Annotated in this window: 27 protein-coding genes; 20 read left to right on the top strand and 7 right to left on the bottom strand. The window is 60.1% G+C overall.

Going from position 1 to position 26,551, the window contains the following annotated elements; translation table 11 throughout:
- Positions 1-18: 18 nt before the first annotated feature.
- From dmpH to CNE_RS36205, 12 genes are all read left to right on the top strand, one after another.
- Positions 19-807, top strand: coding sequence for a 2-oxo-3-hexenedioate decarboxylase (dmpH, locus tag CNE_RS36260; RefSeq protein ID WP_013959749.1), 789 nt, complete (start codon positions 19-21; stop codon positions 805-807).
- A gap of 39 nt (positions 808-846) precedes the next feature.
- Entirely contained in the window at positions 847-1,062 is a 216-nt protein-coding gene (locus tag CNE_RS36255; RefSeq protein ID WP_080569673.1) for a 2-hydroxymuconate tautomerase, read from the top strand.
- Between the two features lie 40 nt (positions 1,063-1,102).
- Positions 1,103-2,047, top strand: a complete 945-nt coding sequence (locus CNE_RS36250) for an acetaldehyde dehydrogenase (acetylating) (RefSeq protein ID WP_013959747.1) — start codon at positions 1,103-1,105, stop codon at positions 2,045-2,047.
- A gap of 20 nt (positions 2,048-2,067) precedes the next feature.
- Entirely contained in the window at positions 2,068-3,105 is a 1,038-nt protein-coding gene (dmpG, locus tag CNE_RS36245) for a 4-hydroxy-2-oxovalerate aldolase (protein WP_013959746.1), read from the top strand.
- Between the two features lie 190 nt (positions 3,106-3,295).
- Positions 3,296-4,393: a porin gene (locus CNE_RS36240; protein WP_013959745.1), complete on the top strand. Its 1,098-nt coding sequence runs from the start codon at positions 3,296-3,298 to the stop codon at positions 4,391-4,393.
- A gap of 185 nt (positions 4,394-4,578) precedes the next feature.
- Positions 4,579-5,766 carry an ABC transporter substrate-binding protein gene (locus tag CNE_RS36235; RefSeq protein ID WP_013959744.1) on the top strand — a complete coding sequence of 396 codons (1,188 nt, stop codon included), beginning with the start codon at positions 4,579-4,581 and terminating at the stop codon, positions 5,764-5,766.
- Positions 5,767-5,790: 24 nt separating this feature from the next.
- The gene (locus tag CNE_RS36230; protein WP_013959743.1) at positions 5,791-6,702 is read left to right on the top strand and encodes a branched-chain amino acid ABC transporter permease; all 912 of its coding nucleotides are present in this window, start codon (positions 5,791-5,793) and stop codon (positions 6,700-6,702) included.
- A 7-nt stretch (positions 6,703-6,709) separates the two neighbouring features.
- Positions 6,710-7,717, top strand: coding sequence for a branched-chain amino acid ABC transporter permease (locus CNE_RS36225; protein ID WP_013959624.1), 1,008 nt, complete (start codon positions 6,710-6,712; stop codon positions 7,715-7,717).
- Positions 7,710-8,453: an ABC transporter ATP-binding protein gene (locus CNE_RS36220; protein WP_013959623.1), complete on the top strand. Its 744-nt coding sequence runs from the start codon at positions 7,710-7,712 to the stop codon at positions 8,451-8,453. Before CNE_RS36225 ends, CNE_RS36220 begins: the two co-directional genes overlap by 8 nt.
- Position 8,454: 1 nt before the next feature.
- Entirely contained in the window at positions 8,455-9,147 is a 693-nt protein-coding gene (locus CNE_RS36215) for an ABC transporter ATP-binding protein (protein ID WP_013959622.1), read from the top strand.
- The gene (locus CNE_RS36210) at positions 9,137-9,520 is read left to right on the top strand and encodes a YciI family protein (protein ID WP_013959621.1); all 384 of its coding nucleotides are present in this window, start codon (positions 9,137-9,139) and stop codon (positions 9,518-9,520) included. Before CNE_RS36215 ends, CNE_RS36210 begins: the two co-directional genes overlap by 11 nt.
- Before the next feature lie 6 nt (positions 9,521-9,526).
- Positions 9,527-10,375 (top strand): NAD(P)-dependent oxidoreductase, encoded by an 849-nt coding sequence (locus CNE_RS36205; protein WP_013959620.1) that lies wholly within the window; start codon positions 9,527-9,529, stop codon positions 10,373-10,375.
- 220 nt (positions 10,376-10,595) lie between these two features.
- Here the strand turns inward: CNE_RS36205 and CNE_RS36200 are convergent, their stop codons facing one another.
- From CNE_RS36200 to CNE_RS36175, 6 genes are all read right to left on the bottom strand, one after another.
- On the bottom strand, positions 10,596-11,000 hold the full coding sequence (locus CNE_RS36200) for a GlcG/HbpS family heme-binding protein (RefSeq protein WP_013959619.1): 405 nt from the start codon (positions 10,998-11,000) through the stop codon (positions 10,596-10,598).
- 79 nt (positions 11,001-11,079) lie between these two features.
- The gene (locus tag CNE_RS36195) at positions 11,080-11,973 is read right to left on the bottom strand and encodes a fumarylacetoacetate hydrolase family protein (RefSeq protein WP_013959618.1); all 894 of its coding nucleotides are present in this window, start codon (positions 11,971-11,973) and stop codon (positions 11,080-11,082) included.
- The gene (locus tag CNE_RS36190) at positions 11,974-12,525 is read right to left on the bottom strand and encodes a VOC family protein (RefSeq protein WP_013959617.1); all 552 of its coding nucleotides are present in this window, start codon (positions 12,523-12,525) and stop codon (positions 11,974-11,976) included.
- A gap of 30 nt (positions 12,526-12,555) precedes the next feature.
- Positions 12,556-13,599 carry a CDP-6-deoxy-delta-3,4-glucoseen reductase gene (locus CNE_RS36185; protein WP_013959742.1) on the bottom strand — a complete coding sequence of 348 codons (1,044 nt, stop codon included), beginning with the start codon at positions 13,597-13,599 and terminating at the stop codon, positions 12,556-12,558.
- Between the two features lie 298 nt (positions 13,600-13,897).
- Positions 13,898-14,815 carry a LysR family transcriptional regulator gene (locus CNE_RS36180; protein WP_013959741.1) on the bottom strand — a complete coding sequence of 306 codons (918 nt, stop codon included), beginning with the start codon at positions 14,813-14,815 and terminating at the stop codon, positions 13,898-13,900.
- Between the two features lie 127 nt (positions 14,816-14,942).
- Positions 14,943-15,821 (bottom strand): LysR family transcriptional regulator, encoded by an 879-nt coding sequence (locus tag CNE_RS36175; RefSeq protein WP_013959740.1) that lies wholly within the window; start codon positions 15,819-15,821, stop codon positions 14,943-14,945.
- A 106-nt stretch (positions 15,822-15,927) separates the two neighbouring features.
- On the opposite strand from CNE_RS36175, the gene CNE_RS36170 reads away from it, so the two are divergent.
- Both CNE_RS36170 and CNE_RS36165 read left to right on the top strand, forming a co-directional pair.
- On the top strand, positions 15,928-16,998 hold the full coding sequence (locus CNE_RS36170; protein WP_013959739.1) for an alkene reductase: 1,071 nt from the start codon (positions 15,928-15,930) through the stop codon (positions 16,996-16,998).
- Between the two features lie 343 nt (positions 16,999-17,341).
- Entirely contained in the window at positions 17,342-18,319 is a 978-nt protein-coding gene (locus CNE_RS36165; protein WP_049800743.1) for an alpha/beta fold hydrolase, read from the top strand.
- A 4-nt stretch (positions 18,320-18,323) separates the two neighbouring features.
- On the opposite strand, the gene CNE_RS36160 is transcribed toward CNE_RS36165, so the two are convergent.
- A complete protein-coding gene (locus CNE_RS36160) occupies positions 18,324-19,040 on the bottom strand; it encodes a LysR family transcriptional regulator (protein WP_013959737.1) in 717 nt (238 codons plus the stop codon).
- 224 nt (positions 19,041-19,264) lie between these two features.
- On the opposite strand from CNE_RS36160, the gene CNE_RS36155 reads away from it, so the two are divergent.
- From CNE_RS36155 to CNE_RS36130, 6 genes are all read left to right on the top strand, one after another.
- A complete protein-coding gene (locus CNE_RS36155) occupies positions 19,265-20,170 on the top strand; it encodes a fumarylacetoacetate hydrolase family protein (RefSeq protein ID WP_041229353.1) in 906 nt (301 codons plus the stop codon).
- Positions 20,171-20,214: 44 nt separating this feature from the next.
- Entirely contained in the window at positions 20,215-21,207 is a 993-nt protein-coding gene (locus CNE_RS36150) for a tripartite tricarboxylate transporter substrate-binding protein (protein WP_013959735.1), read from the top strand.
- Between the two features lie 248 nt (positions 21,208-21,455).
- Positions 21,456-22,040: an isochorismatase family protein gene (locus CNE_RS36145; protein WP_013959734.1), complete on the top strand. Its 585-nt coding sequence runs from the start codon at positions 21,456-21,458 to the stop codon at positions 22,038-22,040.
- Positions 22,041-22,111: 71 nt separating this feature from the next.
- Positions 22,112-23,605 carry an efflux transporter outer membrane subunit gene (locus tag CNE_RS36140; RefSeq protein ID WP_319609738.1) on the top strand — a complete coding sequence of 498 codons (1,494 nt, stop codon included), beginning with the start codon at positions 22,112-22,114 and terminating at the stop codon, positions 23,603-23,605.
- 38 nt (positions 23,606-23,643) lie between these two features.
- On the top strand, positions 23,644-24,816 hold the full coding sequence (locus CNE_RS36135) for an HlyD family secretion protein (RefSeq protein ID WP_013959732.1): 1,173 nt from the start codon (positions 23,644-23,646) through the stop codon (positions 24,814-24,816).
- 31 nt (positions 24,817-24,847) lie between these two features.
- Complete coding sequence (locus CNE_RS36130) at positions 24,848-26,383, top strand: MFS transporter (protein WP_013959731.1); 1,536 nt, start codon at positions 24,848-24,850, stop codon at positions 26,381-26,383.
- Positions 26,384-26,551 lie beyond the last annotated feature (168 nt).

The raw sequence follows: 26,551 nt of genomic DNA, 5'->3' as shown, positions 1-26,551 counted from the left end.
GCAGCCCAGGACATCGCCATGAATCTCACCCAAGACATCATCCAGCAGCTCGCCGAGCATCTGGAGAACGCCGAACTCAACCGCGAGCCGGTGCGCAAGATCACCGACGACTATCCCGAGATGGACTGGGACGATGCCTACGCGATCCAGGACGCGATCCGGGCACGCAAGGAGGCACGCGGCACGCGCATTGCCGGCCTCAAGATGGGGCTGACCTCGTTCGCAAAGATGCGCCAGATGGGCGTGACCGAGCCGGTCTATGGCTTCGTGACCGACTACGGCGCCTGCATGGATGGCGGCGCCATCGATACCGCATCGCTGATCCATCCCAAGGTGGAGGCGGAGATCGCCTTCGTCCTTAAACGTCCGCTCAAGGGGCCCGGCTGCCATATCGGCGACGTGCTGGCCGCGACCGACTTCGTGCTGCCGGCGGTGGAGGTGATCGACTCGCGCTACGAGAACTTCCGTTTCGACCTGAAGAGCGTGATCGCGGACAACACCTCCTCGGCCCGCTTCGTAGTGGGCGGCACGCATCGCAGCGCCGATGGCATCGATCTGAAGAACCTCGGCGTGGTGATGGAAAAGAACGGCGAAGTGGTCGCCACCGCCGCCGGTGCGGCCGTGCTCGGCCACCCGGCCAGCAGCGTGGCCATGCTGGCCAACATGCTGGGTGCGCGGGGGCGCGAACTGCCGGCCGGCACCTTCATCATGACCGGCGGCGTGACCGAGGCGGTGGCGGTGCAGGCGGGCGACAACGTTACCGTGCGCTACCAGCACCTGGGGACGGTATCGATGCGCTTTGTCTGATGGCAGCACAGCTAGCGGGAGCAAGACGGTGTGCTCCCAATGACCAATGACAGGAGTGAAGTAATGCCCATCATGCAAGTTTTCCTGATGGAAGGAAGGACGGAGGAACAGAAGGCGGGCCTGATCGGCGCGCTCACTGACGCGGCGGTGGCGTCGATCGGCGTCCCGCGCGAATCCGTGCGTGTGCTGATCACCGAAATGCCCAAGGCGCATTTCGGCATCGGCGGGAAATCCGCCAAGGAATTGGGCCGCTAATCAGGCCGCTAACGGACAGCGGCGGCAACGGAGAATCAAGATGGACATGAAAGCAGGCAAGCACAAGGTTGCCATCATCGGCTCGGGCAATATCGGCACCGACCTGATGATCAAGGTGATGCGGCACGGCCGTCATCTGGAGATGGGCGCGATGGTCGGCATCGATCCCGCCTCCGACGGTCTGGCGCGCGCCGCGCGCCTGGGCGTGCCGACTACCGCCGGGGGCATCGAAGGCCTGCTGGCAATGGAGAGCTTTGGCGATATCCGTATCGCTTTCGACGCCACTTCGGCCGGCGCGCACGCGCACCATAACCAGTTGCTGCAGCAGCATGGCGTGCGGGTGATCGACCTGACGCCGGCGGCGATCGGCCCCTATGTGGTGCCCGTGGTCAACCTTGACCAGCACCTGGAGGCCAGCAATATCAATATGGTCACCTGCGGCGGCCAGGCCACCATTCCGATGGTGGCGGCGGTATCGCGTGTGGCGAAGGTGCACTACGCCGAGATCGTGGCGTCGATCTCCAGCAAGTCGGCCGGGCCGGGCACGCGCGCCAATATTGACGAGTTCACCGAGACCACCAGCCAGGCGATCTGCTCGGTAGGCGGCGCCGCGCGCGGCAAGGCCATCATCGTGCTGAACCCCGCCGAGCCGCCGCTGATCATGCGCGATACGGTGTTCACGCTGTCCGATCTTGCCGACGAGGCGGAGATCGAGGCGAGCATTGCGCAGATGGTGCAGGCCGTGCAGGCCTATGTGCCAGGCTACCGACTCAAGCAGCGCGTGCAGTTTGAGCGCATTCCCGCTTCCGCGCCGCTGAACGTGCCGGGCATCGGGCCTGCCAGCGGATTGAAGACCACCGTGTTCCTGGAAGTGGAGGGCGCCGCTCACTACCTGCCGGCCTATGCCGGCAATCTCGACATCATGACCAGCGCCGCGCTGGCTTGCGCCGAACGCCTGGCCGAGACCAGCCTGGCAGCCGCCTGACCGTGCAGAAGGAGACAGACATGGATCTGAACAAGAAGCTTTATATCTCGGATGTCACCCTGCGCGACGGCAGCCATGCCATCCGCCACCAGTACAGCCTGGACCACGTGCGCCGCATTGCCGCGGCGCTGGACGCAGCGGGCGTGGACTCGATCGAGGTCGCGCACGGTGACGGCCTCTCGGGTTCGAGCTTCAACTATGGCTTCGGCGCGCATACCGATGTCGAGTGGATCGCCGCGGTAGCCGATACCGTGCGTCGCGCCAAGGTGGCGACGCTGCTGCTGCCCGGAGTGGGCACGGTGCACGACCTGCGCGCTGCCTACGATGCCGGCGCGAGGGTCGTGCGCGTAGCCACGCACTGCACCGAGGCGGACGTCTCGCGCCAGCACATTGCTTTCGCGCGTGAACTCGGAATGGATGCCGTCGGCTTCCTGATGATGAGTCATATGACCGATCCCGCCGCGCTGGCGCAGCAGGCGAAGCTGATGGAAAGCTATGGCGCGCAGTGCATTTACGTGGTCGATTCCGGTGGGGCGCTGAACATGAACGATGTGCGCGATCGTTTCCGCGCCTTCAAGGACGTGCTCAAGTCAGAGACCCAGACCGGCATTCACGCCCACCACAACCTGAGCCTGGGTGTGGCCAACTCCATCGTCGCGGTGGAAGAGGGCTGCGACCGTGTGGACGCGAGCCTGGCCGGCATGGGGGCGGGCGCAGGGAACGCACCGCTGGAGGTGTTCATCGCCGCCGCCAGCCGGATGGGCTGGAATCACGGCTGCGACCTCTACACCCTGATGGATGCCGCCGACGACATCGTACGCCCGTTGCAGGACAGGCCAGTACGCGTGGACCGGGAAACGCTGGCGCTGGGCTACGCGGGCGTCTATTCGAGCTTCCTGCGCCACGCCGAAGCCGCAGCGGCACGCTACAAGCTAAAAACCGTCGACATCCTGGTGGAACTGGGCAAGCGTCGCATGGTGGGCGGCCAGGAGGACATGATCGTCGATGTGGCGCTCGACCTGGTTACGCAGCGAGGCGGGGAACCTGCTGAGGTCTAGAGACATCCCCCGCTGCGGATCGACAGACTTGGCGAATTTCGGATGAGCCGGGTATGAAGCATGCGGCCCCGTGCCGAATGGCACAACACCTGGTCACAGAAACTGCCGGCACGTACGGCTGGGCATTTACCACCTTGACGGAGGCTCGGTGGCGCTCTCGCAACGTTAGCCAATAACTATATGAAAGGTAATGGAGGAGACATGGAGATTCGTAAGATGTGCGCTGCTGATGGCAGCTCCCGGATTGGCCGCCGCGCAGAACGTGACGTTGTATGGAGTCGTCGACACCGGCATCGCCTTCGTCAATGGCGTTGGCCAGGCACGCAACACCGAAGCTTTCATGCCTGGCCTGACCAGTACCGTTCCGTCCCGTTGGGGCTTGCGCGGGAGCGAAGACATCGGTGGCGGCAGCAAGGCGATCTTCTGGCTGGAGTCGGGTTTCCAGCCAGACAGCGGTGCGTCGAGTCAGGGAGGGCGGCTATTCGGCCGCCAGGCGCTGGTGGGCCTGTCCGGGCGCTTGGGGCAGGTGGCCATCGGGCGCCAGTACACGATGCTCTTCTGGGCCATGGCCGAGCCCGACATGCTTGGCCCGAATCTCTTTGGTTCCGGATCGCTCGACAGTTACATACCCAATACGCGCACGGACAACGCCGTGTCCTACAAGGGCACCTTTGGTGGCCTGACGGTTGGCGCCACCTACAGCTTCGGTCGCGACACGGTCAATGCCGGACCGAGTCCGGGCGGCACCAATTGCGCGGGGGAGAACCCGGCAGACCAGCGCGCGTGTCGTGAGTGGTCGGTGCTCCTGAAGTACGATGCGCCGCGCTGGAGCGTAGCGGCGGCCTACGATTCATTACGAGGCGGGCCCGGTGCCTTTGCCGGCCTGACAAGCAGCGCCCTGACAGACGACCGGCTTTCGCTCAACGGGTATTTCATGGTGGGAGAGGCGAAGATCGGGGGCGGATGGCTGCGCCGCGACAACCGGGCAAGCGCGACGCCGCGCAGCGATCTCTACTACCTGGGGACGTCCTACCCGATCACGCCGAGGATCAGCGTCGATGCCGAGGCCTATCACCTTCGCTTTCACAACAGCCTGAACAAGGCATGGATGTTCGCGGGCCGCGGCAGCTATGCGTTCTCAAAACGGACCTCCGCGTATGCGACCGCGGGCTTTATCGACAATCTCGGCAACCTCGCCTTGTCCGTCAATAGTGGTCAGGCCGGTACCAACCCGGCGCCAGGTGGAAACCAGTTCGGCGCAATGGTCGGCGTGAAGCACATCTTTTAGGCGAGTCATTTTGCACGGCGCCGGGGAGCGGCGCCCCTTGAGGATCCAGCCAGCCAGTCTTCAGGCTACATCTGGCCCCCACAGAATCATTCCACATGCATTTCCGCATTGCCGCACGCAATGCGCTTTGCACACAGTGGCCGCCGGGAATGGACGGACCACAAGCACACGAGGAGGAGACACATATGCTTCAAGCAAAGAGATGGATTGCCTTCACTGCCATCGCCCTGTCCTGCACGCCGGCTGCACAGGCCGCCGACCCAATCAAAATCGGATTCATCGGCTCCCTCACTGGACCACTGTCGACGCTGTCGACCGACATGAAAGACGGATTCAATCTCGCGCTCAAGCACAAGGGAGGCAAACTCGGCGGTGTCGATACCGTCGTGGCGTATGGCGACGACCAGGCTAACCCGGATACCGGCAAGCAGGTCTACGAGCGCATGGCCAAAAGCGAGAATGTCGACATCATCACCGGCATGGCATTCACCAACGTGATGCTGGCCGTGGCACCCACGGCGTTCAAGGACAAGATCTTCTTCGTCAATTCCAACGCAGGCCCCAAGGAACTCGCCGGGGCCTCGTGCAATTACTACTACTTCAATCCTACCTGGCATACCAGCGCGCTGTCCGAGGCCGCTGGCCGCTTCGCCACCCAGAAGGGATACAAGCGGATATTCGTGATTGCACCGAACTACCAGGCAGGTCGCGAGCATGCCGAGGGCTTCGAGAAGGAATACAAGGGCGAGATCGCAGGCCGCGCCCGCAACAAGGTGGGCCAGCTGGATTTCTCTGTGGAAATCGGCCAGATCCGCGCCGCCAACCCTGATGCGGTCTTCTTCGCGCTGTGGGGGCCGATGGCGATCAATTTTGTCAAGCAGTTCAACCAGGCAGGCCTGAACAAGAAGATCGACCTGGTCACTGCCGGCTTCGCCGTCGACGCCGACACCCTGCCTGCGCTCGGCGACGCAGCCGTCGGCATCTACAACACCAGCCAGTGGAGTCCGGACCTTCCCAACGCGGTCAACAGGAAATTCGTCGAGGATTTCGAGAAGGAATTCAAGCGACCCGCCTCGAGCTACGCCTCGCAGGGCTACGAGGTTGGACTGCTTCTGGATGCCGCGATTCGCGACAGCAAGGGCAAGTACAAGGATGACAAGGTACTGCACGACGCGATTATGTCGGCAAAGTACGAATCGGTGCGCAGCTACTTCAAGTTCTCCGCGAACCAGAACGCCACCCAGAACATCTACTTGCGCCAGGTGGTGAAAAACGAGAAGGGCAACCTGACCAACAAGACCGTCAGCAGCACGCCGGTGTATGCCGACCAGAGCGATCCCTACGTGGGCGAATGCAAGCTCGCGGCGAAATAGGACAACCGTTGGAAGGAGTACATCATGCTGGTTTTTCTGTTCGAGCAGCTCCTCAACGGCGTGCAGTTCGGGCTCATGCTGTTTCTGCTGGCGGCGGGCCTGACACTCGTGTTCGGCATCATGAACATGATCAATCTGGCGCACGGGTCGCTGTACATGATCGGTGCCTATCTGGTCGCCACGCTGACCCTGAAGACGGACAGCTTCCTGTTCGGGCTGATCGGCGGCGTGGCACTGACCGCGGCGATTGGCGTCGTGCTCGAAATGAGCCTGTTGCGCCGGCTTTATGACAAGGACCATCTTACCCAGGTGCTTGTCACGTTCGGCATCATCCTGATCGCCAACCATGCGGTGCAGGAGATCTGGGGGGCGCAGCCGATCATGACCAGCATGCCGCCGTCGTTGAGTGAGTCCGTGCCGCTCGTCGGTCTCTTCGAGTATCCGGTCTTCCGGCTGTTCATTATCGTCGTCGGCCTGCTGATCGCCGCACTGCTGGCGCTGCTCATCACGAAGACGCGGGTCGGCATGTGGATCCGGGCGGGTGCGGCCGACCGTGAGATGGCCCGCGCCATGGGGGCGAACATCAACCTTGTGTTCTCGCTCGTGTTCGGTCTCGGCGCGGCGCTGTGCGCCATCGCCGGAGGCCTGCTCGGTCCTTTGCTGTCGATCAACGTCGGCATGGGCGAGAGCATTCTGATCCTGGCCTTCGTGGTGGTGGTGATCGGTGGCATCGGTTCCGTCCAGGGTGCGCTTGCCGGCGCTGTGCTCGTCGGCGTTGTCGACGCGCTGGGCCGGGCGTTGATTCCGATGGCGCTGCGCAGCCTGCCGGACCAAGGGCTGGCTGATTCGCTGGCATCCACGCTGTCAGCCGTTTCGATTTATCTACTGATGGCGCTGGTCTTGTACTGGCGGCCGCAAGGTCTTTTCTCGCGCTGAGGCTGTCATGAAATCTCATTCCCACATTGCCTGGGCATTGCTTGCCGTCCTTCTGATCGCATTCCCTGCGATGGCACAGGCGTTCGGCGGCAGCTTCTACGTTGGCTTCGCCACGCGCGTGCTGATCCTGGCCTTGGCCGCAACCAGCCTGCGACTGCTGGTCGGCGAACTGGCCCTCGTATCTTTTGGACACGCCGCCTTCTTTGGCACCGGCGCCTTCGTGGTCGCCATCTTGTCTAAGGAACTGACAGCGCCAGTCGGCTTGCTGCCGGGTACGGATTCCGCATGGATCGCCTGGCCGATTGCCGTCATGGTGTCAGCGTTGCTGGCGCTGGTGATCGGCATGATCTCGCTGCGCACGAAGGGTGCTTACTTCATCATGATCACGCTTGCGTTCGCCCAGATGACGTTCTATTTGTTCGAATCACTGAAGATGTACGGTGGCGACGAGGGCATCAATATGGCGCACCGCTCCAGGCTTGGCTTCGGTCTCGATACCGGTGACAACGTCACGTTCTATTACGTGGTGCTCGTCACCGTGGTCCTGGTGAACCTGCTCTTTCGCTTCTTGATCCGGTCGCCGCTGGGGCGCGTGATGAAAGGCATCAAGGAGAACGAAACCCGGATGCAGGCGCTCGGCTACCGCACCTACAGGTACAAGCTGATGGTGTTCGCGATTGCCGGCGCCGCTGCCGGACTGTCCGGTGCACTGCTGGCCAATCAGAACAGCTATGCCAGCCCGAGCCTGTTCAGCTGGCTGCAGTCCGGCAGCCTGCTCATCATGGTGATCCTCGGAGGCAGCGTGAACTTCTGGGGTGGCGCTGTAGGTGCCATCGTTTTTTGTGTGCTGGAAGAAGTGCTGCCACACCTGACCAGGTATTGGCAGATCGCCATGGGCGTCTTTGTCATCCTGGTCGTCATGCGTGTGCCGGAGGGATTGACCGGCCTGCGGTGGCGCGTCCGCGTCCCGCAAGTGGGGCAGCGCCGTTCGTCGAGCGAGGTGGGTAATGGCTGAGCAAGTGTTAGCGGTAAGGGGCCTCGTCAAGCGCTTTGGCGGACTGATGGCTACCGATCATGTCGACTTCGACATCACGGACAGCCAGATCCACGCGCTGATCGGGCCAAACGGAGCCGGCAAGACCACGTTCATATCGCAGCTCGCCGGCGGGCTGCTTTCGGATAAGGGATCCATTTCATTCTACGGAACCGACATAACCCGCCTGAGCATGGCCGAGCGCGCCGACATGGGCCTGGTGCGCTCTTACCAGATCACCAGCATTTTCCGCAATCTCTCGGTATTCGAGAATCTCGCCATCAGCGTTCAGTCGCGGCTGAAGGCTAGCTTCCGCTTCTTTGGTAAGGCATTGGTCGAAGAACTGCGCGAGGAAGTGGTTTCGGTTGCGCACCGCATCCAGTTGGCGGACGAACTTCATACCCAGGCCTCCCACTTGTCATATGGCCAGCAGCGCCAGCTGGAAATCGGGCTCGCGCTGGCGCTAAGGCCGCGCCTGTTGCTGCTTGATGAGCCGATGGCCGGGCTATCCCCGAACCAGGTACCCTGGTTTGTCGACTTCATCAAGAGCCTCAAGGGAAAGAACCTGTCCATCCTGCTGATCGAGCACGACATGGACGCAGTCTTCAGGCTGTCCGATCGGATCTCGGTGTTTGTGGCGGGAAAGCGGATCTTTAATGGATCACCCGACGAAGTCAAGAGCAGCGCGGAAGTAAAGCGCGCCTATCTGGGAGAGTGATATGAGCCTGCTGGAACTGACGTCGGTTGAGGCCGGCTACGGCGCGAGCCAGGTGCTGTTCGGTGTCGACCTCTTTATCGATGAAGGCGAAGTAGTGACGCTGCTCGGCCGCAACGGCATGGGCAAGAGCACGACCGTCAAGGCCACCTCTGGCCTGCTAAGGCCGATGCGCGGCAGTGTGCGCTTCAACGGATGCGAGGTGGCCGGGATGGCACCGGAACGCATCAGTCGAAATGGGATCGGCCTGGTGCCGGAAGGCCGCCGGATTTTTTCCAACCTGACGGTATACGAGAACCTCGTTGCGTTCGCGCGCCGGGGCCAGTGGACCTTGCAACGGATATACAAGCTGTTTCCGGTCCTGGAAAGGCGTAAGGACAACATGGGCTTCCAGCTATCTGGCGGCGAGCAGCAAATGCTGGCCATTTCGCGGGCGCTGTTGACCAACGCCAGGCTGTTGCTGATCGACGAGGCAACCGAAGGGCTGGCGCCGCTGATTCGCCAGGAGATCTGGCGTTGCCTGCACGAGGTGAAGAGGGAAGGCCAGTCCATCCTGGTGATCGATAAGTATGTCCAGAACCTGATTGGCCTCGCGGATCGTCACTACTTCATCGAAAACGGACGGATCGGATGGACAGGAAGCAGCGCACAGCTAAGTGAACAGCCGGAGATCTGGGAGCGATATCTTGGAGTCTGATCGCTCGCTCGTAGATTCGTTGACCGCCGGCATGCTCAACCAGAAGCTGTATGTGATGCTGCGCCGGACCGTGCGCGCCGAGTTGCTGAACGAAGAACTCGTCGCGCTTCATTTGAAATGGATGATCGCGCAGGAGCGCGAGGGAGTGATCTTCGCCTCTGGCCCATTCATCGTGCGCGGCCGGCCGCGTGGTGCTGGCGGCGGCATGACTGTCTTGCGTGCGACCGATGAGCAGGAAGCGATAGCAATCGGCGATACTGACCCGTTTGTGGCTGCTGGCGCCGTGGAATACGAGTTGCTCACCTGGATGCTGATGGAAGGCGGCCTACGCCTTACTCTCAACTATTCCACCGGAAAATTCGAACTTGGTTAAGAAGAGATGACATCTATTGGAATTCTGGGAACGGGTGGCATCGGCCTGGCCATCGCCCGCAAGCTCATTGGTGCGGGTACAGTGCCCTTCGGCTATCGCCGTGCTGACAACTCCGCCTTTGTTGAGGCCGGCGGCCGGCACTGCGCGTCGGCGGCGGAGTTGGTCGACCAGTCGGATATCGTGCTGTTGTGCGTGCCAGACGCGGCGCTCGAATCCCTGTTTTTCGGCGCAGGTAATGTGCTCGCGCACGTCAGGGCCGGTCAGACATTCGTCGACCTCGGGGTAGCGCCGATCGAGCTCAAGCGCGAGGTGCGCGACCGCTTGTCGCGTGCATCAGCAATCTTCCTTGACGCTCCCGTCATGGGCAATCCGCCGCTGATCGAAGCGGGTCGCGCGGTGGTATACATGAGCGGAGAGGAGGAGGCCTGCCGCGTTGTCGAAGACGAACTGCGGAAGTTCGCCGCCGCCCGTTACGTGGGAAAGTTCGGCGACGGCTCCAAGCTGAAGTACGTGTCCAACATGCTGCTCGCCGTACATACGGTCGCCGCGGCAGAGGCGGTTGTCTACGCGAAGAGATCGGGGCTCGACATCGGCACGTTGCTCGACCATATCCCGCCGATCGCGCAGTCCGGTGTACTCGGCATGCGCGGCAAGACGATGGCCAGCGGCGCCTATGGTAAGGGTGCGGGCACGGTATCGATGCTGCTCGACGTGATCAACGTGATCCACGACGACGCGTTGGCGTCGGGAATGGAACTTACGTTCTTGGGCAGCGCGAAGCAGTACTATGAAAGAGCGGTATCCGAAGGGTTGGGAGACTCAGACACCGAGAGCTTGGTGGAAGTGATCTCCTGAAATGCGCATGGGGCTCGCTTGAACGAGGAAAGGCCGGAAATGTTGCCGAGAACATTTCCGGCCAATTTCGTTGTCGAAACGCATGCGCAAACCGCTTCCACCCTGGCACTGCTACGCGGTCATTCTTTACCTGCGGTCGGTCTGCAGGATCGGCACGTCGCGTCGTTATCTGCGTCGACGATTGGCGGGTGGGGAAAACTGGCCGCCCGCGACAAGCAGGCTAGGCCAGCGCAGCGATACCAGCGCGCGCGATTTCAACATCTTCGTTGGAGCGGACGCCGCTCACACCGATCGCCCCGGCGCAGCTACCGTTGACCGTGATTGGCACGCCGCCTTCCAGAAGGCAATCCAGGCCGGGCGCAGTCAAAAACGCCTGCCGACCTGCGTTGACCATATCTTCATAGAACTTGCTTTCACGCTGGCCCATCGCCGCCGTGCGGGCCTTGGCGGCTGCGATGTAGGCGGTTGCCGGCGGGGCCCCGTCGGCCCGCTGCAGCCATTGCAGATGGCCGCCATCGTCGACGATGGCAATCGTCACGATCCATTGTTTTGCGCTGGCATAGGCCTGGGCAGCATCGGCTACCTTCTTCAGTTCCGCCATGCCGAGACTGGTCTTCTGATACATCCTTATGTCCTCTCCATTAATGGCAGCGCCGGCGTCAACGTGCGCCGGCGCTGCCTGCTAGTCTCAATCGCTAGGCCGCTTATGCGATCGTGAACTCGAATTCGCCAATGCTTTCGATCCACTGCTTGACGACATCGCCCGGCTTCAAGAAATCGCTGTTCGGCATACCAACCCCGGCTGGCGTGCCTGTCAGGATAACGTCGCCTGGGAGGAGCGTCACGCGCGAGGACAGATGGGAGATCTGGTCGGCGATGTCGAACAGCATCTGGTTGGTGTTGGAATCCTGCTTAAGCTTGTCGTTGACCCACAGTTTCATGCTCAGGTTCATCGGGTCGCCAATGAATTGCGCAGGGGTGATGGCCGGACCCATCGGGCAAGAACCGTCGAATGACTTCTGGCCGATCCAGTCATAGCGGAAGGGCGAGGTCTCTGCCACTTCGGGGCGGAAGATGTGGTCGCGAGCGGACAGGTCGTTGGCGACGGTATAGCCAGCCACACAGTCGAGCGCGTTGTCCCGCGACACATCCTTTGCAGGCTTGCCGATGACGACTGCCAGTTCCACCTCCCAATCGAGCATCTTCGACCCGCCTGGCAGCGCCACCCTGGTGCCGGGACCCACCACGCTCGAGCCGGTCGACTTGAGCGAGTGCCAGGGCTTCTCGCCGCTGCCCTTCGGATCAGCGTTGATGTTGAGCTTGAGGCGCTCCCTCATTTCCTCAACGTGGTCCTTGTAGTTCGCCCCTGCGAAATAGATGTTCCGCGGCGCCGGAAGCGGTGCAACCAGTTCGGCATTCTTCACGTCGTCTCGCTCGGCCAGTTTGGGGCCAAGCGTCTCGAGCTTTGCTGAAGCGTTGGACCAGTCCGCGAGTACTTCGAGCATGTCGTTGTAGGCACCGGACTGGTAAATCTTGCCGTTGGTCATCATGCCGGTGCGCACGCCCTCTGGCACCTTGAAGGTAACGAGCTGGATCATTTAGTCTGCCTTTCCGAAGATATTGAGTTCAGGGAGCGCGCTAAGGTCGACTTTTTCGTCGTCGGAGAATCGGTCCCCAAAATCGAAGAAGTCGTCATGCTGGAACCCGTTCGGGTAGTACTGGATCTCCCACCAGTTGTGGTCCAGGTCTTCCAGGTAGAACGAGTACACGCTGTGCTGCTCGTGCGGTTCCAGCACCTGACGGATCTTGTATTGGTCTTTGTACTTGAGCGCCGCCTGGTAGGCTTCGTCCACACTTTCGCGCGACTTGACGTCCAGCCCCCAGTGGTTAAGGACATTGCAAGGGTGGACTGCGTCACCGACTTCCACGCACACAATGTGGAAGCGCATACCCAGGCGAACCGACATTGACGGTTTGGCGTGGCGGCGGCACTCCAGGCCGAGGAACTCCTCATAGAATTTGCGGGACTCCTTCAGGCTGAAGCATTCCAGGGTGCCATGTCCAAGACAGAAGGGCTTCACATGCGAATTGCGCTCTGGGACAGGCGCGGTGAAGTCCGTGGGAATGGCATCTTCGATGTTGATTTCCATCGTGTTGTCTCCTTAGTATTGCCGGTGAGCTCAAGCAGCGGCTTTCTGTCGGTCTGCTTCGTTGATAAAGGAATCGGCGTAGAACTCGTCTTCTGGAAGGCCGCACCGCGCCGTAAAATCGCGGCGGGCGGAATCGACGACGATCGGCGCGCCGCAGGCATATACCTGATAGGCGGACATGTCGGGGAAGTCTTCTATGACCGCCTTGTGCACGAATCCGCTGCGACCAGTCCAGTTGCATTCGGGGGTGGCGTCACTCACGACGGGGATAAACTTGATGTGGTCGTGCTCAGCGACCCACTTCTCGACAAGCGAAGCCATGTAGATGCATGCACGCGTGCGGCCGCCCCAGTAAAGGGTGATGGGACGCGTGTTTCCGCACGCGATGCTGTAGTCGATGATGGACTTGATCGGTGCGAATCCCGTGCCTGAAGCGAGCATGATCATTGGTTTGTCGCTGCTCGCTCGCCAGTAGAAGGACCCGAGCGGCATCTCCAGCATCATCGTTTCGCGCAGCTTCATCGTGTTGAACACGTGCTCCGTGAAGCGACCACCGGGAACCAGGCGAACGTGCAGGTCGACTTGCCTTACACCTTCGCTGGAAGGTGCGGTCGCGATCGAGTAGCTGCGGCGCGTGCCGTCCTTGAGCACGAAGTCAACGTACTGGCCGGCTTTGAAGACGGTTGGCTCGTTGGGCGGCAGGCCAATGGTGATCAGCATGACGTCTGGCGCTAGCCTTTCGAGATGCAGTACGCGGCACGGCAAACGGCGCACCGGGAAAGCTTCTGCCGGGTCCAGTTCGCGGACCTCGATGCTGCAGTCGCCGATGGCTTTGGCCGAGCACAGCAGCGCTTTGCCGGCATGCTTGTCGTCTTCACTGAGGTAGGTCGGGTGAACATTGCCGAAATCCACCTTGCCTTGCCTGACGGTGCCGCGGCAAGTGTTGCAGACACCAGAGCGGCAGCTATAAGGCATGAGGAGGCCGGCAGCCAAGCCGGCCTTCAGGATAGTCTCGCCGTCGTCACACTGGAACTGGTTGCCACTGGGCAGCAGAGTGATCGTGTGCTTGGTCATGACAAGAGCTCCCAAGCTACTGCGATCGTGGAAGTGGATGATGCCGTAACACGCGCTGACGGCCGCAGCTGAGATAGCTTCATTGCGTCTCCTCCTTCTTCGGGAATGTGCTGGGAGGTTAAGGCGCGACCCGCAGTGCGTCTATGCAGTAGCATCAATGTAGGTTATTGACGCAGTGAATACGGGCGAGAGAAGTCGTAAGGCGCGAGGCAGAAATCGCCGGAATCGGTTCAGCTCACTGATGAAATGTGCTCTGCAAGCCTGTAGAGCATTGATCCTGCCAATGGCGTTCAGAGTGTCAGTCCGGAAACAAGCTTTTGAACTGGGCGCGTAGCCACTGATTGGCGGGGTCGTGGTGATAGCGTGCGTGCCAGTATTGAAATATCTCGATATGCGGAATATCGAACGGCAGGTCGAAGACCTGCACGGGGGCCGTTTCGCAGAACGCATGTGCCAGCACGGACGGAACGGTCATGATCAGGTCGGTACTGGAGATGATCTTCGGGATGCCAAGCGAATTTGCGACGCGCAACGCGACACGGCGCCGCACGCCGTGTTTCATGAACTCTTCTGCGAGGAGCGCTTCCAGCGCGGCATGATTGCCTAGAGCAGGCACGTAGGAGATGTGCGAGGCGCTCAGGTAGGCGGGCAGGGTCAAGATCCCGTCTATTTGGGGATGTCCCTTGCGGGCAACGGCGACGTAATGACCTGTCGTTACGCGCTGGCGGAAAAAGCTCGGCCCGAAATCCGAAAAATAGCCAATCACAAGGTCCACGTCGCCATTTGGCATCGCCGCCTGCGCTAGCTGCGATGTCATTTCCATAGCCTCGAGGTCTACCCCAGGCGCGATCTCGGCGAAACGGGTGACGATCTTCGGCAAAAAGACGCGTTGTCCCATTTCATTCATGCAGATGGAAAAACGCCGACAAGAGGTCATCGGGTCGAAATACCGCTTGTCCTCGATCGCCCGGCGGAGTTGTCCCAGCGCTTCCTGGACCGGTTCCGCCATTTGCAAGGCCAGCGGCGTCGGCCTCATGGCACCGTCCGAACGCACGAACAGCGGGTCGCCGAAGAAATTCCGCAGGCGCGCGAGCGCATTGCTCGTGGAGGGCTGGGTCAGCCCCATCTCCTCTGCGGTCCTGGACACGCTGCCGACGCGGAGCATTGCATCAAACACAAGCAGGAGATTCAGGTCCAGAGAGTAGAGCTTGTTCATCGTTGCTCCGGGGGGGGAATTGATTATATCAATAGTAGGTCGCTGCCGGCGGACGGGGACGAGCCACGGAAGCGTCGGTCGGACTTCGGAATCGTCGCGGCCCGTTGCGCCTCCGGGCAGAGAGGTCTCACTGCTCCAGGCGCTCTCGCAGAAACTCGATAAAGCGCTGCGTCTTCGCCGGCAGCAGGCGCGTCTCGGTCATGGCATAGACGGGTATGGGCGTGGCCTGCCACTGTGGTAGCACTCGACGCAATAGCCCATTGGCCACGTCGTCGCCGATGATAGCCTCGGCCAGTACGGCGATGCCGAGGTCGAGCGTTGCCAGGCGTCGGATCATGCCGACGCTATTGAGCAAAAACCGGCCGCCGACTGCGACCTCAATCGTTTTCGTCGCGTCCTTCAGCGTCCAGGCGCTGGCCTCTGTCGTGCGGAGCCGCAGGCACTCATGCGCTACAAGGTCGGCCGGCTGGCTTGGCTCGCCGAAGCGTTCAATATATTGCGGCGAAGCGTAAAGATAGCGGGGCAGGCGGGCGAGGCGGCGAGCGATCAGGTTCGAACTTGGCGGTTCCCCCATGCGGATCGCGACATCGAACGGCTCAGCCACCAGATCGACGCGCCGCGGCGTGAGGTCGAATTCGAAACTGATGCCAGGATAACGTTGTGCGAATTCCGCGATCAGCGGTGCCAGCAATATATTGGCGAAATCCACCGGTAGCGAGGCATGCAGCACGCCGCTGGGCTGCGCCAGCAACTCCCCGAGTTGCTCGTGCGCGAGCCGCGCCTCGTCGACGATACGTTTGCAGCGCTCGAAATAGAGCTGGCCGGCCTCAGTCAACTCGATCTTGCGCGTGGTGCGATGCAACAGGCGCAGCCCGATCGCCTTCTCCAGGACGCTGATGCGGCGCGACAGTGTCGAGTTCGGCATCCCGATTGCCTCCGCCGCTTTGCGAAAGTTCCTGGCTTTGACGACCTCGACAAACAAGGCCATGTCATTCAGCAGTTCCATGCTAATTGCGCCGTGAATGGATCAATCAATTCAATTTTGCCATATTTATCCCGTGGGTGATTTGCTGGATGATGCTCTACATCAAGCAGTCACTTCGGAGCACATCATGCACCAGCTATTTACCCCCATTCGTATTGGTCGCCATACCCTGCCCAACCGCCTGGTCATGGCCCCAATGACCCGTTCGCGCGCCGATGATGCGGGCGTACCGGGCGACATCGTTGCCACCTACTATGCCCAGCGGAGCGGCGCCGGCCTGATCATTAGCGAAGGTGTATATCCCTCCGCGACGGGCAAGGGCTATGTGCGCACACCCGGCATCCACAATGACGCCCAGGTGGCGGCCTGGAAGCGTGTGACCGAAGCTGTGCATGCCAAGGGAGGGCGCATCTTCATGCAACTGATGCACAGCGGGCGCATCTCTCAGCCGTCACTGTTGCCGGACGGTGCGCTGCCGGTGGCGCCGTCGCCCATCAAGCCAGCTGGCCAGACCTGGACTGCCGATGGCCTGCGGGAATTCATCACCCCCCGCGCGCTGAGCGTGGCCGAAATCGCAGAGGTGGTTGCCGACTACCGCCTGGCGACACGTCGCGCCCTGGAGGCGGGCTTTGACGGGGTCGAGTTGCATGCCGCATCGGGCTATCTGCCCGAACAATTCCTCTCGTCCGGCAGCAATCAGCGCCAGGACGAATATGGCGGTTCGGTAGCCAATCGCGCGCGCTTTGTGCTGGAAGTGCTGGAAGCGATGGTGGCTGAGGCCGGAGGCGATCGCGTCGGGATCAAGATTTCGCCGGAAATGAACTTCAACGATGTGATCGACGCCACGCCGCAGGAAACCTACACGTACTTGGTCGAGCAATTGCGCCGACTCGATCTTGCCTACCTGCACGTCGCTCTGTTCGGAGCCAGTGTCGACTACCACGCGCTGTTGAAGCCGCGCTTCGATGGCGCCTATCTGATCGGCGGTGGACTCGATCAGACTGCTGCCGAGGCCCTGCTGGCCCTCGGGCGCGTCGACGCCGCCGTGTTCGGTAGTGCCTTCCTGGCCAACCCAGACCTGCCCGTGCGTTTCCGTCAGGGCGCGGCGCTCAACGCGCCCGACAAGGCCACGTTCTACACGCCCGGTGAGCTCGGTTATACCGACTACCCCGCCTTGCATGCGGAAGAAACTGCTTGAGAACTGCCGCCATGCCAGCCATTTGCCGCCTGCAGCGACGATCGGCGCCGTCTCGCTCCCGCGCAGGTTGTCAGCGCGGAAGTGGGTCATGCCTGGCTCAGTGCATTGACTTTTCCGCAGCATCCCCTCACGCGGGCTATTCGGCGGTGTCACTCTGGCGAGCACCAACCAACTCATGACATAGGGCGGAGCTGTCTCAGTGGCTTCCCTGCTGAAGCCTGAAACGAGTCCATCAACACCTGTACCAGTTGACCACCTGCCGGCGTGGCCCAACTACCGGCACGTTCTGCTTAGTTTGGCCATGAGCGAACGTTCAACGTCTTCCGCAGCAAGAGAAAATCTGATGAATAACCCGTTGATTCAAAGCATGAAACGCGCAGCCGGATACGGCTCAGTACATGATGTTCCCCAACTGGCCGCTGGCTTTACAGATGTCTTCGAAAGCTATCTGGTGCCGGCTGGCGGCCTAACCCTGCATGCCGTCGTCGGCGGCCAGGGCACGCCGCTGCTACTGCTTGGCGGGTGGCCGCAGAACTGGTTCGCATGGCGGTACTTGATGCTCCCGTTGGCGCGATCCTTTACGGTTATCGCCGTCGACCCCCGCGGCGTGGGACTTTCGGACAAGCCGGCAACCGGATACGACTCCAAGACGCTCGCCGCCGATATGTTTGCACTGATGGATGCGCTAGGCTTTGAGCGCTTCGCTATGGTCGGCCACGACATTGGGATGTGGACTGGCTTCGCGATGGCATACGACCAACCTGGCCGGATAGAACGTATCGCGCTCGGTGAAGCGCTCATTCCCGGGGTATCAGACTCGCCCCCACTTCTCTCTGATGAACGTTGGCTGAGCGATTTCCTTTGGCACTTCAATTTCAACCGTGCCCGCGAGGTCAACGAGCGCCTCGTCGAGGGACGCGAGTCCATCTATTTCGGCCACCAGTTTGCGACGAAGGCCGGCTCTCCCGACGCCGTTCCCGCCTACGCAAGAGCGTTCTACATTGAGCAACTCAGGCGCGATCCACACGCGCTGCGCGCAAGCTTCGACTATTACCGGGCGATAGACGAATCGATTCCTCAGAATCGTGAACGCGCGCGCAGTGCGAAGCTAACGCTGCCGGTCCTGGCGTTTGCCGGCGAACTTGCCTGTGGCGGCAGTGTGGAAGCGGAACTGAGGACAGTGGCGGATAACGTGCAGTCGGTGATTATCGCGGGCAGTGGCCATTATCCCGCGGAAGAGAAACCGGAGGCCATGCTCGAGGCGCTCCAGGCGTTCCTCGCGCCTTACGCGGATGCGAAGATCATCTGCGGTACCAGTTGAGAAATCATTTTGCGGCACCTTCGGTCTGGTCAACGAACGCCCCTGCGGACAATCCGAACCGGTTGATGCGCGATTTTGCTCCAGCCTCGAGCAGGGCGCGCTCGAGAAGGATATGCTCACTGCCCGAGTACGTAATTAAGAGATGATCCTGTGCCAGGAACGCTTCAAGGGGGAGGTCGGGTCTCGTTGCAAGCGGATGGCCAGCCCGCATAACGCAAATGTATTCCTCCAGGAACAGCTGGCACTTGTAGATATTGCGTTCGAGAGCCGGCAGGTAGCCTACCGCAACGTCCATTCGGCCGGTCGCAAGAGCGGACAGCGTCTCGTCGATCGGCGCGTAGACGGTCTGGATGCTGCTCTGCGGTGCGGCACGCAGTAGTTCCTGCTGAATGCGTGGCAGCAACACGACTTCGCCTATATCCCGTGTGCGCATCGTGAATTGACGCCTGGCATGTGTTGGGTCAAAGGGCATCAAGGTGCCAGTAGTCTTGCGGATTGTCGACAGAGAGTCGAGTAGCGCTCCCGCAATCGCCGTGGCCAGGGGCGTCGGCTCCATCCGCCGGCCGACCAGCATGAACAGCCGGTCCCCATATTCCGCCCGCAGCCGCTTTAGGGCGCTGCTGACCGCCGCTTGGGTGAGCCCCAGATTCTCCGCGGCTGCTGTGACCGATCGATCTCTCCAAAGCGCCTCGAACACATAAAGCAGGTTTAAGTCTTTCAAGCGTTTCTCCCTGGTCGGCCAACCGCAGAAGTCGCTCCGCTCGGATTCTCTCCTGCCGCAATTGCCATAGATGTGCTGATTCTTCGTGCGCGGTAACACCAGATCGCGGGTGCTGCACGTCAGAAAAGCATAAACCAGGTTTATACATTGGTTTTACCTGGGCCATCTGGCTTTACAGGGCTGCGGCGACAAGAATGCAGTTACAACAGACTGTAAGGCGCAGCATGAAATACCAGCTCTTCAATTTCTCGGGCCCTGATGGCAAACCTCATGTCGGGGTGCATGTTGGTGGCAAGCATGTCCACTTCGGCGAGGGCGTCATCGACGATCTGCTCGAGGAGTGGGACAACTCCCAAGCGCGCCTCGCGCGCTTCGTGGCGGAACAGGCTGACGGTGCTTCGTCGATGAATCCGGAAACCATCACCTTCCTGTCTCCGCTGTACCGGCCCGGCGTGATCTACGGTGCCGGTGCCAACTACCGGGACCATGTGGTGGCAATGGCAAAAGCCTTTGGCATGAGGTTGGCGGCAGACCCGAAGGGCGAAGGGATTCCACCGTGGCACTTTATCAAGGCAGGGCGGGGCACCCTTGCAGCGCATCGGCAAACCGTGTCATACCCCGGGCATACGCAACGTCTGGATTGGGAAGCCGAGCTTGCCGTTGTTATCGGCACAGCTTGCCGTAATGTATCTGAGGAAGATGCGCTTGCTTGCGTAGCTGGCTATACGGTCGCAAACGATCTATCTGCGCGCGATAACCTTAGGCGCGATCAGGTGGACGTTACGTCCCCGTTCCGCTTTGACTGGATTGGTCATAAGTGTTTTGAGGGATCCTGCCCTATCGGGCCCTACCTGACACCCGCCAGCTTTGTGACCTCCCCGGAAGCACTCGATATCCGGCTCTGGGTCAATGCCGAGCTGAAGCAGGATTCGAATACGGCAAACCATTTGTACTCGGTTGCGGAGCAGGTCGCGTACTTGAGCCAGCGTCTGACGCTATACCCCGGGGATGTCATTCTGACGGGCACACCAGCGGGGGTCGGCATGGAGTCCGGAACATTCCTGAAGCGTGGTGACAGCGTCCGTGTGTGGATCGATGGACTTGGGGAACTGGAGACGACACTCCGTTAGCAAGACGCTCCAGATCCCTACTGCAACCTTCAGGAATCGTCCAAATGCCTGTCACGCTGCCGCGCCGCCGCTTTCTTCAGAACGTAACGACACTCCTCGCCGCAGGGGCGTCGGTGCCAGCTCTGGCCCAGTCAGGCACCAGGCCGCTACGCGTGCTGGTGGGGTATCCGCCTGGCGGCGCCACCGATGTCATTGCGCGATTGATTGCGCAACACATGGGGGGAAGCGCCGTTGGACCGGCTGTCGTGGAGAACCGGCCTGGGGCAAGCGGCCGCATTGCGTTGGACGCTGCACGCCGCGCGGAGAAAGATGGCTCAACGATCATCGTGACGCCGGACTTCCCGCTGACCATCTTTCCATCCCTCTATCGGAAACTCGCCTACGACGCGACCGCCGACTTCATCCCTATCTCGATGGTGGGAACCTCGGAGTTTGCGTTATGTGTGGGCCCCGGGATGCCCGCGCAGGTCGCCAACGTAGGACAGTTTGTCCAATGGTGTCGTGCGAACCCACGCAATGCGCTCTACGGTTCGCCCGCACCGGGCTCCAGTGCCCACTTCGTGGGGACAATGCTGGCGCGGGCGGCCGAAACGGAGTTGACGCATGTGTCCTACAAAGGGGGTGCCCAGGCGGTTCAGGATCTGCTGGGAGGCCAGGTGCCCGCAAGCATCAATCCAATCGGTGAGATCCTTCCTCACTTGTCTGGCGGTCGGCTCCGTGTGCTTGCCACAACGGGATCTGCACGGTCTCCCTTTCTTCCCGCCGTGCCGACATTCCGCGAGTCCGGCTATCCGAACGTTGTTGCGCAAAGCTGGATCGGTATATTTGCGCCGGCTGGAACGCCGCGGGCTACCGTTTCGGAACTGGACACTGTCATCGCGAAAGTGCTTCAGATCAGCACGGTTGCCGCGGGATTTGTGAACGTTGGGGTAAGCGCGGCGCACGCATCCAGCGACCGCCTTGCTTCGATCCTGAAATCCGACCTGCGGCGATGGGCCAGCGTGGTCCAGGCGTCTGGATTCAGCCTTGAGGAGTGATCCCACTTCTAGGTAAAAGCTGTCGTCGCCCGCCTGGATGGTCACCGCCGGATAGAACTTGACCAGTTCGCCAAGGTCTCCAAGCCCCAACACCATCGTGCATTCGTGCGCATCGACTTTCCACCATCCAGCTCTGCCCCAGTAGTAGCCGAACGCTGGCGAATTAGCGACATCGATCGCGACCGACATAGAAAAAAGTCCCAACCGTGGGGCGTTAGTGCCCCAACCTCACAGCCAGGAGACTCATCATGACGTACGAAAAATTCAGTGCCGACAATGCCGCGCTGCTACTGATTGATCACCAAGTGGGGACTATGGGATGGGTGAAATCTATTCCGTTCGAAGAGATGAAACGCAATGCTCTGATGCTCGCAAAGGCGGCAAGCATTCTGAAGCTGCCGGTGGTGCTGACTTCCAGCATGGAGGAGCACGCTCAGGGGCCGCTGGTGAGCGAACTGGAGCAAATTCTGCCAGCCGAGTTCGCTTCCCGCGTCAAGCGCCTGGGTATCGTGAACGCCATGGACGATGCAAACTTCGCCTCCGCCGTCAGAGCTACGGGCCGTAGAAAGCTCATTATTGCCGGTGTCACCAATGACGTCTGTACGGTCTATCCGGCGCTGAGTCTGGTGCGCGATGGGTATCAAGTTCAGGTGGTTGCAGATGCTGGTGGCTCACCGAGTGTAATGGCCGATGACATCGCCCTGCGGCGGATGGATAACGGCGGCGTGACGCTGACCACCACCAACCAGCTGATTGCAGAACTCGCCGGAAGCTGGGCTACGCCAGAAGGCGGCCAATTGGTGCAAGTGCTGATGACAGCGCTTCAAGGCTAAAAGCGTTCTTGGGCGACTGGCAGAACCTTGTCGTGAGGTTCTGCCAACCCGAGATCCAGTGACGTTTGACCGTGAGAACGCATCCCAGACCAGTTCCATATCCAGCTCCATCTTTATCCTCACTGTTGCAGCGGAGGCTCAGGGTGTTACTCGCATCGGCCGCGACGGTGACGCTGGCTTCGTGTTTGAGTTCCGGAGGTCTGACAAGGAATTCAGCATTAGATACCGCCGATCGATTGACTACCAGTCGGAGTTTGGAGGGCACTTCGGTCTCCCCCGAATCCTGGCCGAGTGAAGCGTGGTGGACGACGTTTGGCGACAACCAGTTAGACGAGCTCGAGCAGAGAGCCTTGACCGGTCAACCAAGTCTACGCCTAGCCGCGGCACGCGTCCGCCAGGCAGAAGCCCTTGTTGGAGTCGCCGGTGCCAATCGCTTTCCGCAAGTTGGCGCGAGCTTGAAGAGCACCCGACAGCGATACAGTGCAAATAGCACTGTGCCGAAGCCCCTGGCCGGCACCTGGGACGTTTTTAGCGATCTAAGTCTGGGCGTCAGTTATGAAATAGACTTCTGGGGGAAGAACCAGGCGACGTTTGAAGCCGCCCTGAATCGAGCGCAGGGAATCGAAGTTGACTACCACGCAGCACGGTTGTTGCTCACAACCTCGATCGCGCGCACCTATCTCAGGCTTGCGCACAGCTATGAGCAAAGAGACCTTGCCGAAGCCACATTGAAAGAGCGCGAGCAAATCCTGCAACTGACCCAACAGAGAGTTGCTGCACAAATCGACTCAAAAATGGAGTTAAAGCAGGCAGAAGCCGCTCTGCCTGCTACACGAAGCGCCATCGCGAGCTTCAATGAACTCATCGCGCTGACGGAGGCACAACTTGCCCAGCTAGTGGGCGAGGGCCCCGACTGGGGCATGGCCATCTCCCGTCCACGACTAAATCTGTCCACGCCAGTTTCGCTGCCGAGCCATATACCCGCGGAACTCATTGGTCGACGTCCCGATTTGGTGGCGCAGCGGTGGCGTGTTGAAGCGGCTAGCAAAGACATCAAGGTGGCGCGGGCGCAGTTCTATCCGAACGTTAGTCTGACAGCGTTCATGGGCTTCCAGAGTCTTGGATTGCCGGATCTGCTCACCGCAGGCAGCCGTGTCATAGGAGTGGGGCCCGCCATCTCACTGCCTATCTTTGACGGAGGCCGCCTCCTGGGGAATTTGGCGGCACACCAGGCGGAGTATGACATTGCGGTCGAACAGTACAACGGAAGTCTCATTGCCGCAGTGCACGACGTAGTCAATCAGCTGACGTCAATGAAATGGCTCGGAGAACAAATTGACGAGCAACACCAAGCTCTCATCCTGGCGCAGGAGGCCTTTGATCTCTCAACGAATCGATACAAGCGTGGTATCGGTAACTATCTCCAGGTGCTTTTTGCGGAGAGCCTGGTACTTACACAAAGGCGGCTTCTGGTCGAGCAAGAGGCGCGCGGACGCGAATTGAAAGTCGACTTAATTCGCGCGCTTGGCGGCGGCTATGCTGCGGAAGAAGGTACGGACCAGTAACGCCGGTCGAACATGCCCATGCTGGATACGATGCAAACATGACACATCCGGAAAACGGCCCCGAAACACCAACGGCTAAAAGTTCTCAGCCACGTAAGCGCCAGCTGATGAACATTGTGATCCCAGTTGCTGTCGCAACCGCTTTGGCCATCGTAGCAGTTTTCTGGTATGGCGCCGCACGCAACCAGGAGACGACTGAAGATGCCTACGTGGAGGGGAACATCGTGCAGGTGACGCCACAGGTTTCGGGTGTCGTCACTGCGATTGGCGCAGATAACACTGATTACATAGCGGAGGGCCAGGTACTGGTACATCTAAATGATGTTGACGCGCAGCTGTCGCTTGCCCGCGCTCAAGCTGCTCTGGCTAGAGCGGTTAGGCAGGTTCGCGGTCAGTTTGCCGCTGCAAGCCAGACCAAGGCTAATCGTGACCTGAAGGCGGCAGATCTGAACAAGGCTCAAGCAGATGTCTTGCGGCGCAAGGCTCTGGTAGCCAGCGGAGCGATTTCGGGAGAAGAGTTGTATCACGCTGAAGACGCGCTCGTGGTCGCTAAGGCTGCCTTTGAAGCCGCGGAGCAGCAGTTGGTGGGAAGTCGAGCCCAAATCGACGGGACGAATGTTTCATCACATCCTGATGTAATGAGTGCGGCAACGCAGGTGCGAGACGCATATGTTGCATTACAACGCACAGTAATTCGGGCGCCAGTTAGCGGCGTTGTGACCAAGCGTAGCGTCCAGGTCGGGCAGCGTGTTAATGCCGGCACATCACTGATGTCTGTGGTGCCGTTGGACCATCTTTGGGTGAGCGCTAATTTCAAGGAGTCTCAGCTCAGGCATATCCGCATTGGTCAACCTGTCGCACTTATTACGGATGTGTACGGGAGGGAGATTGAGTACCAAGGGGTCGTGGTCGGCCAGGATGCCGGAACCGGTAGTGCATTCGCGTTACTCCCAGCCCAAAATGCGACTGGCAACTGGATCAAGGTCGTCCAGCGAGTGCCGGTGAGAATAGCGCTGGATTCATCGCAGATTGCCACCCATCCTCTGCGCGTCGGCCTGTCGATGAAGGTAATCGTCAATACCACGAAGCGGGATGGTAAGGCGGTGGCGGAGAAAGGGCATAGTCCGCAAACCTACAAGACAGATATTTTTGCCAACGAACTAGCGAACGCAGACGAAATGGTTGACAAGCTTATACAAGCGAATCTCTAGTCGTCGCGTCATTCCAGATCCGAGGGTCATCGTGAGCCAGCTATCGAGAAAGCCACACCTTCTCCTCCTTACTATATTCCTGCTCAACGGCATCGAATTCCTCCAGACCGGCATGATCGCGTTCGCGTCAGGCCCAATTATGGGTGAGATCGGGGCTGGGCCTGAGGAATTTAGCTTGATCAGCGCAGCCTACGCAAGCGTTGCCGTCTTGGATATATCCCAGCAACGGTGGTTTGTCGAGCGAGTGGGTTGGCGTCGGTTTTTGCAGTACTCGTTGGGCATCTTCATGATCGGTGCGGTCATTTGCGGATCAAGTCAAGCCTATGGTGAGTTCCTTATTGGTCGTCTCGTGATGGCACTAGGTGGGGCATCATTCATGACCTCGGCGCGCATCATGGTCAATCATATTCATCCGGGCCCACAAAGATTTACCGGGATCAAAGCGTTCGCTGTTGCGCTCGCCGCCGGTACCGCGGCTGCACCGTGGTTAGCATCGGTTTCTGTGGCGAACGACAATTGGAGCTCGATATTCTGGATCGTGGTCGGCGCCTCAGCGGTAGTGTTTGTACTGGTAACGGCGGTTTTCCACGATGAGTCGCCGTCGTCGAGTGACAGTGATACGTCGCAATCGCATCCAGTCTTACTAATGTTGCTGGCTAGTGGTGCATTCCTTCTACTTTATTCGCTACAGCGGACCTACTACGATTTCTACAGCGACGGCATTCCCCTTGTTTTGACCGCTTCAGTTGCCATCGTTGCTCTCATTTACTATGTCAGCGCTGAGCATCGACGCGAAGCTCCTTTGATCAGAGTCAGGGCGCTACTAAATCCGCGCTATGTCGCAGGGGTTCTGCTTTTCACCTGCTGCTATGTCATTCTCGGTGCGGATAACTATGTGCTTCCAGTATTTTTGCAACGGACACTTGGGTATCCATGGCAGACGGTTGGGCAGTTTCAGGCAATGGGATTGGCCTCGGCTCTCGTCAGCTGGTTTATCCTGGCGCGACTTCTGCCAAAGTATCCGAGTCCTCGCAAGTTCTTCGTAATTGGTTTCGGGGCGCTGGCGGCATTCGGCTGGCTACTGTCCGGGCTCACGCCTACAGCTAACCTGTGGTCGGATATCTTGCCAGCGTTGCTTCTGAACGGCGTCTTCATGATGTTTGTCATGGCCAATGCAGCAATCCAAACATTCAGGGATGTCCAGTACGACGAAACGGTGTTCTCCCATGCTCAGCAAGCTAAAAATATGCTGGCGCAGATCGGTCTGGCACTAGGAATCAGTCTGGGGACAATCGGACAGCAATGGCGGTCGACAGTGCACTACGACGCGCTGGCCAGGAATATTCATCCCGGCAACCCCATCTATCTCCAGGCTGTCGACCACCTGGCAAGCCAGCTGTCGGCCGCACTTGGGCAAGCGGATGCAGTAAGAGTCGCCGTGGCGCTGCTCGCACAGTCCTTGGCTCAACAGGCAAACCTTCTCGCAAACCTTGACCATTTTTCCGTGATTGCGGTGATTGGTGGGCTCGGTGTCGTGGTCAGCTTAAGTCAACGGCTGCTCAAGTAAATTGTTGGGCTTGCGAGGGGAGAGGGGCACTCAGAGCTTGTGTCGAAAGCGTCGCGACGACGAGGCGGCTCACGCCGTGGGCGAATCCTGCCTCATGACAATCGTGCTCAAGGCGTACGACTTGTTTCGCCCGATGCGACTCGGAGCGCATCCGATGCATAGCGCCGA

Source organism: Cupriavidus necator N-1 (assembly GCF_000219215.1).
Taxonomy (GTDB): domain Bacteria; phylum Pseudomonadota; class Gammaproteobacteria; order Burkholderiales; family Burkholderiaceae; genus Cupriavidus; species Cupriavidus necator.
The sequence above is the reverse complement of the archived record's forward strand: the minus strand, read 5'-3'. Positions and strand labels throughout refer to the sequence as shown.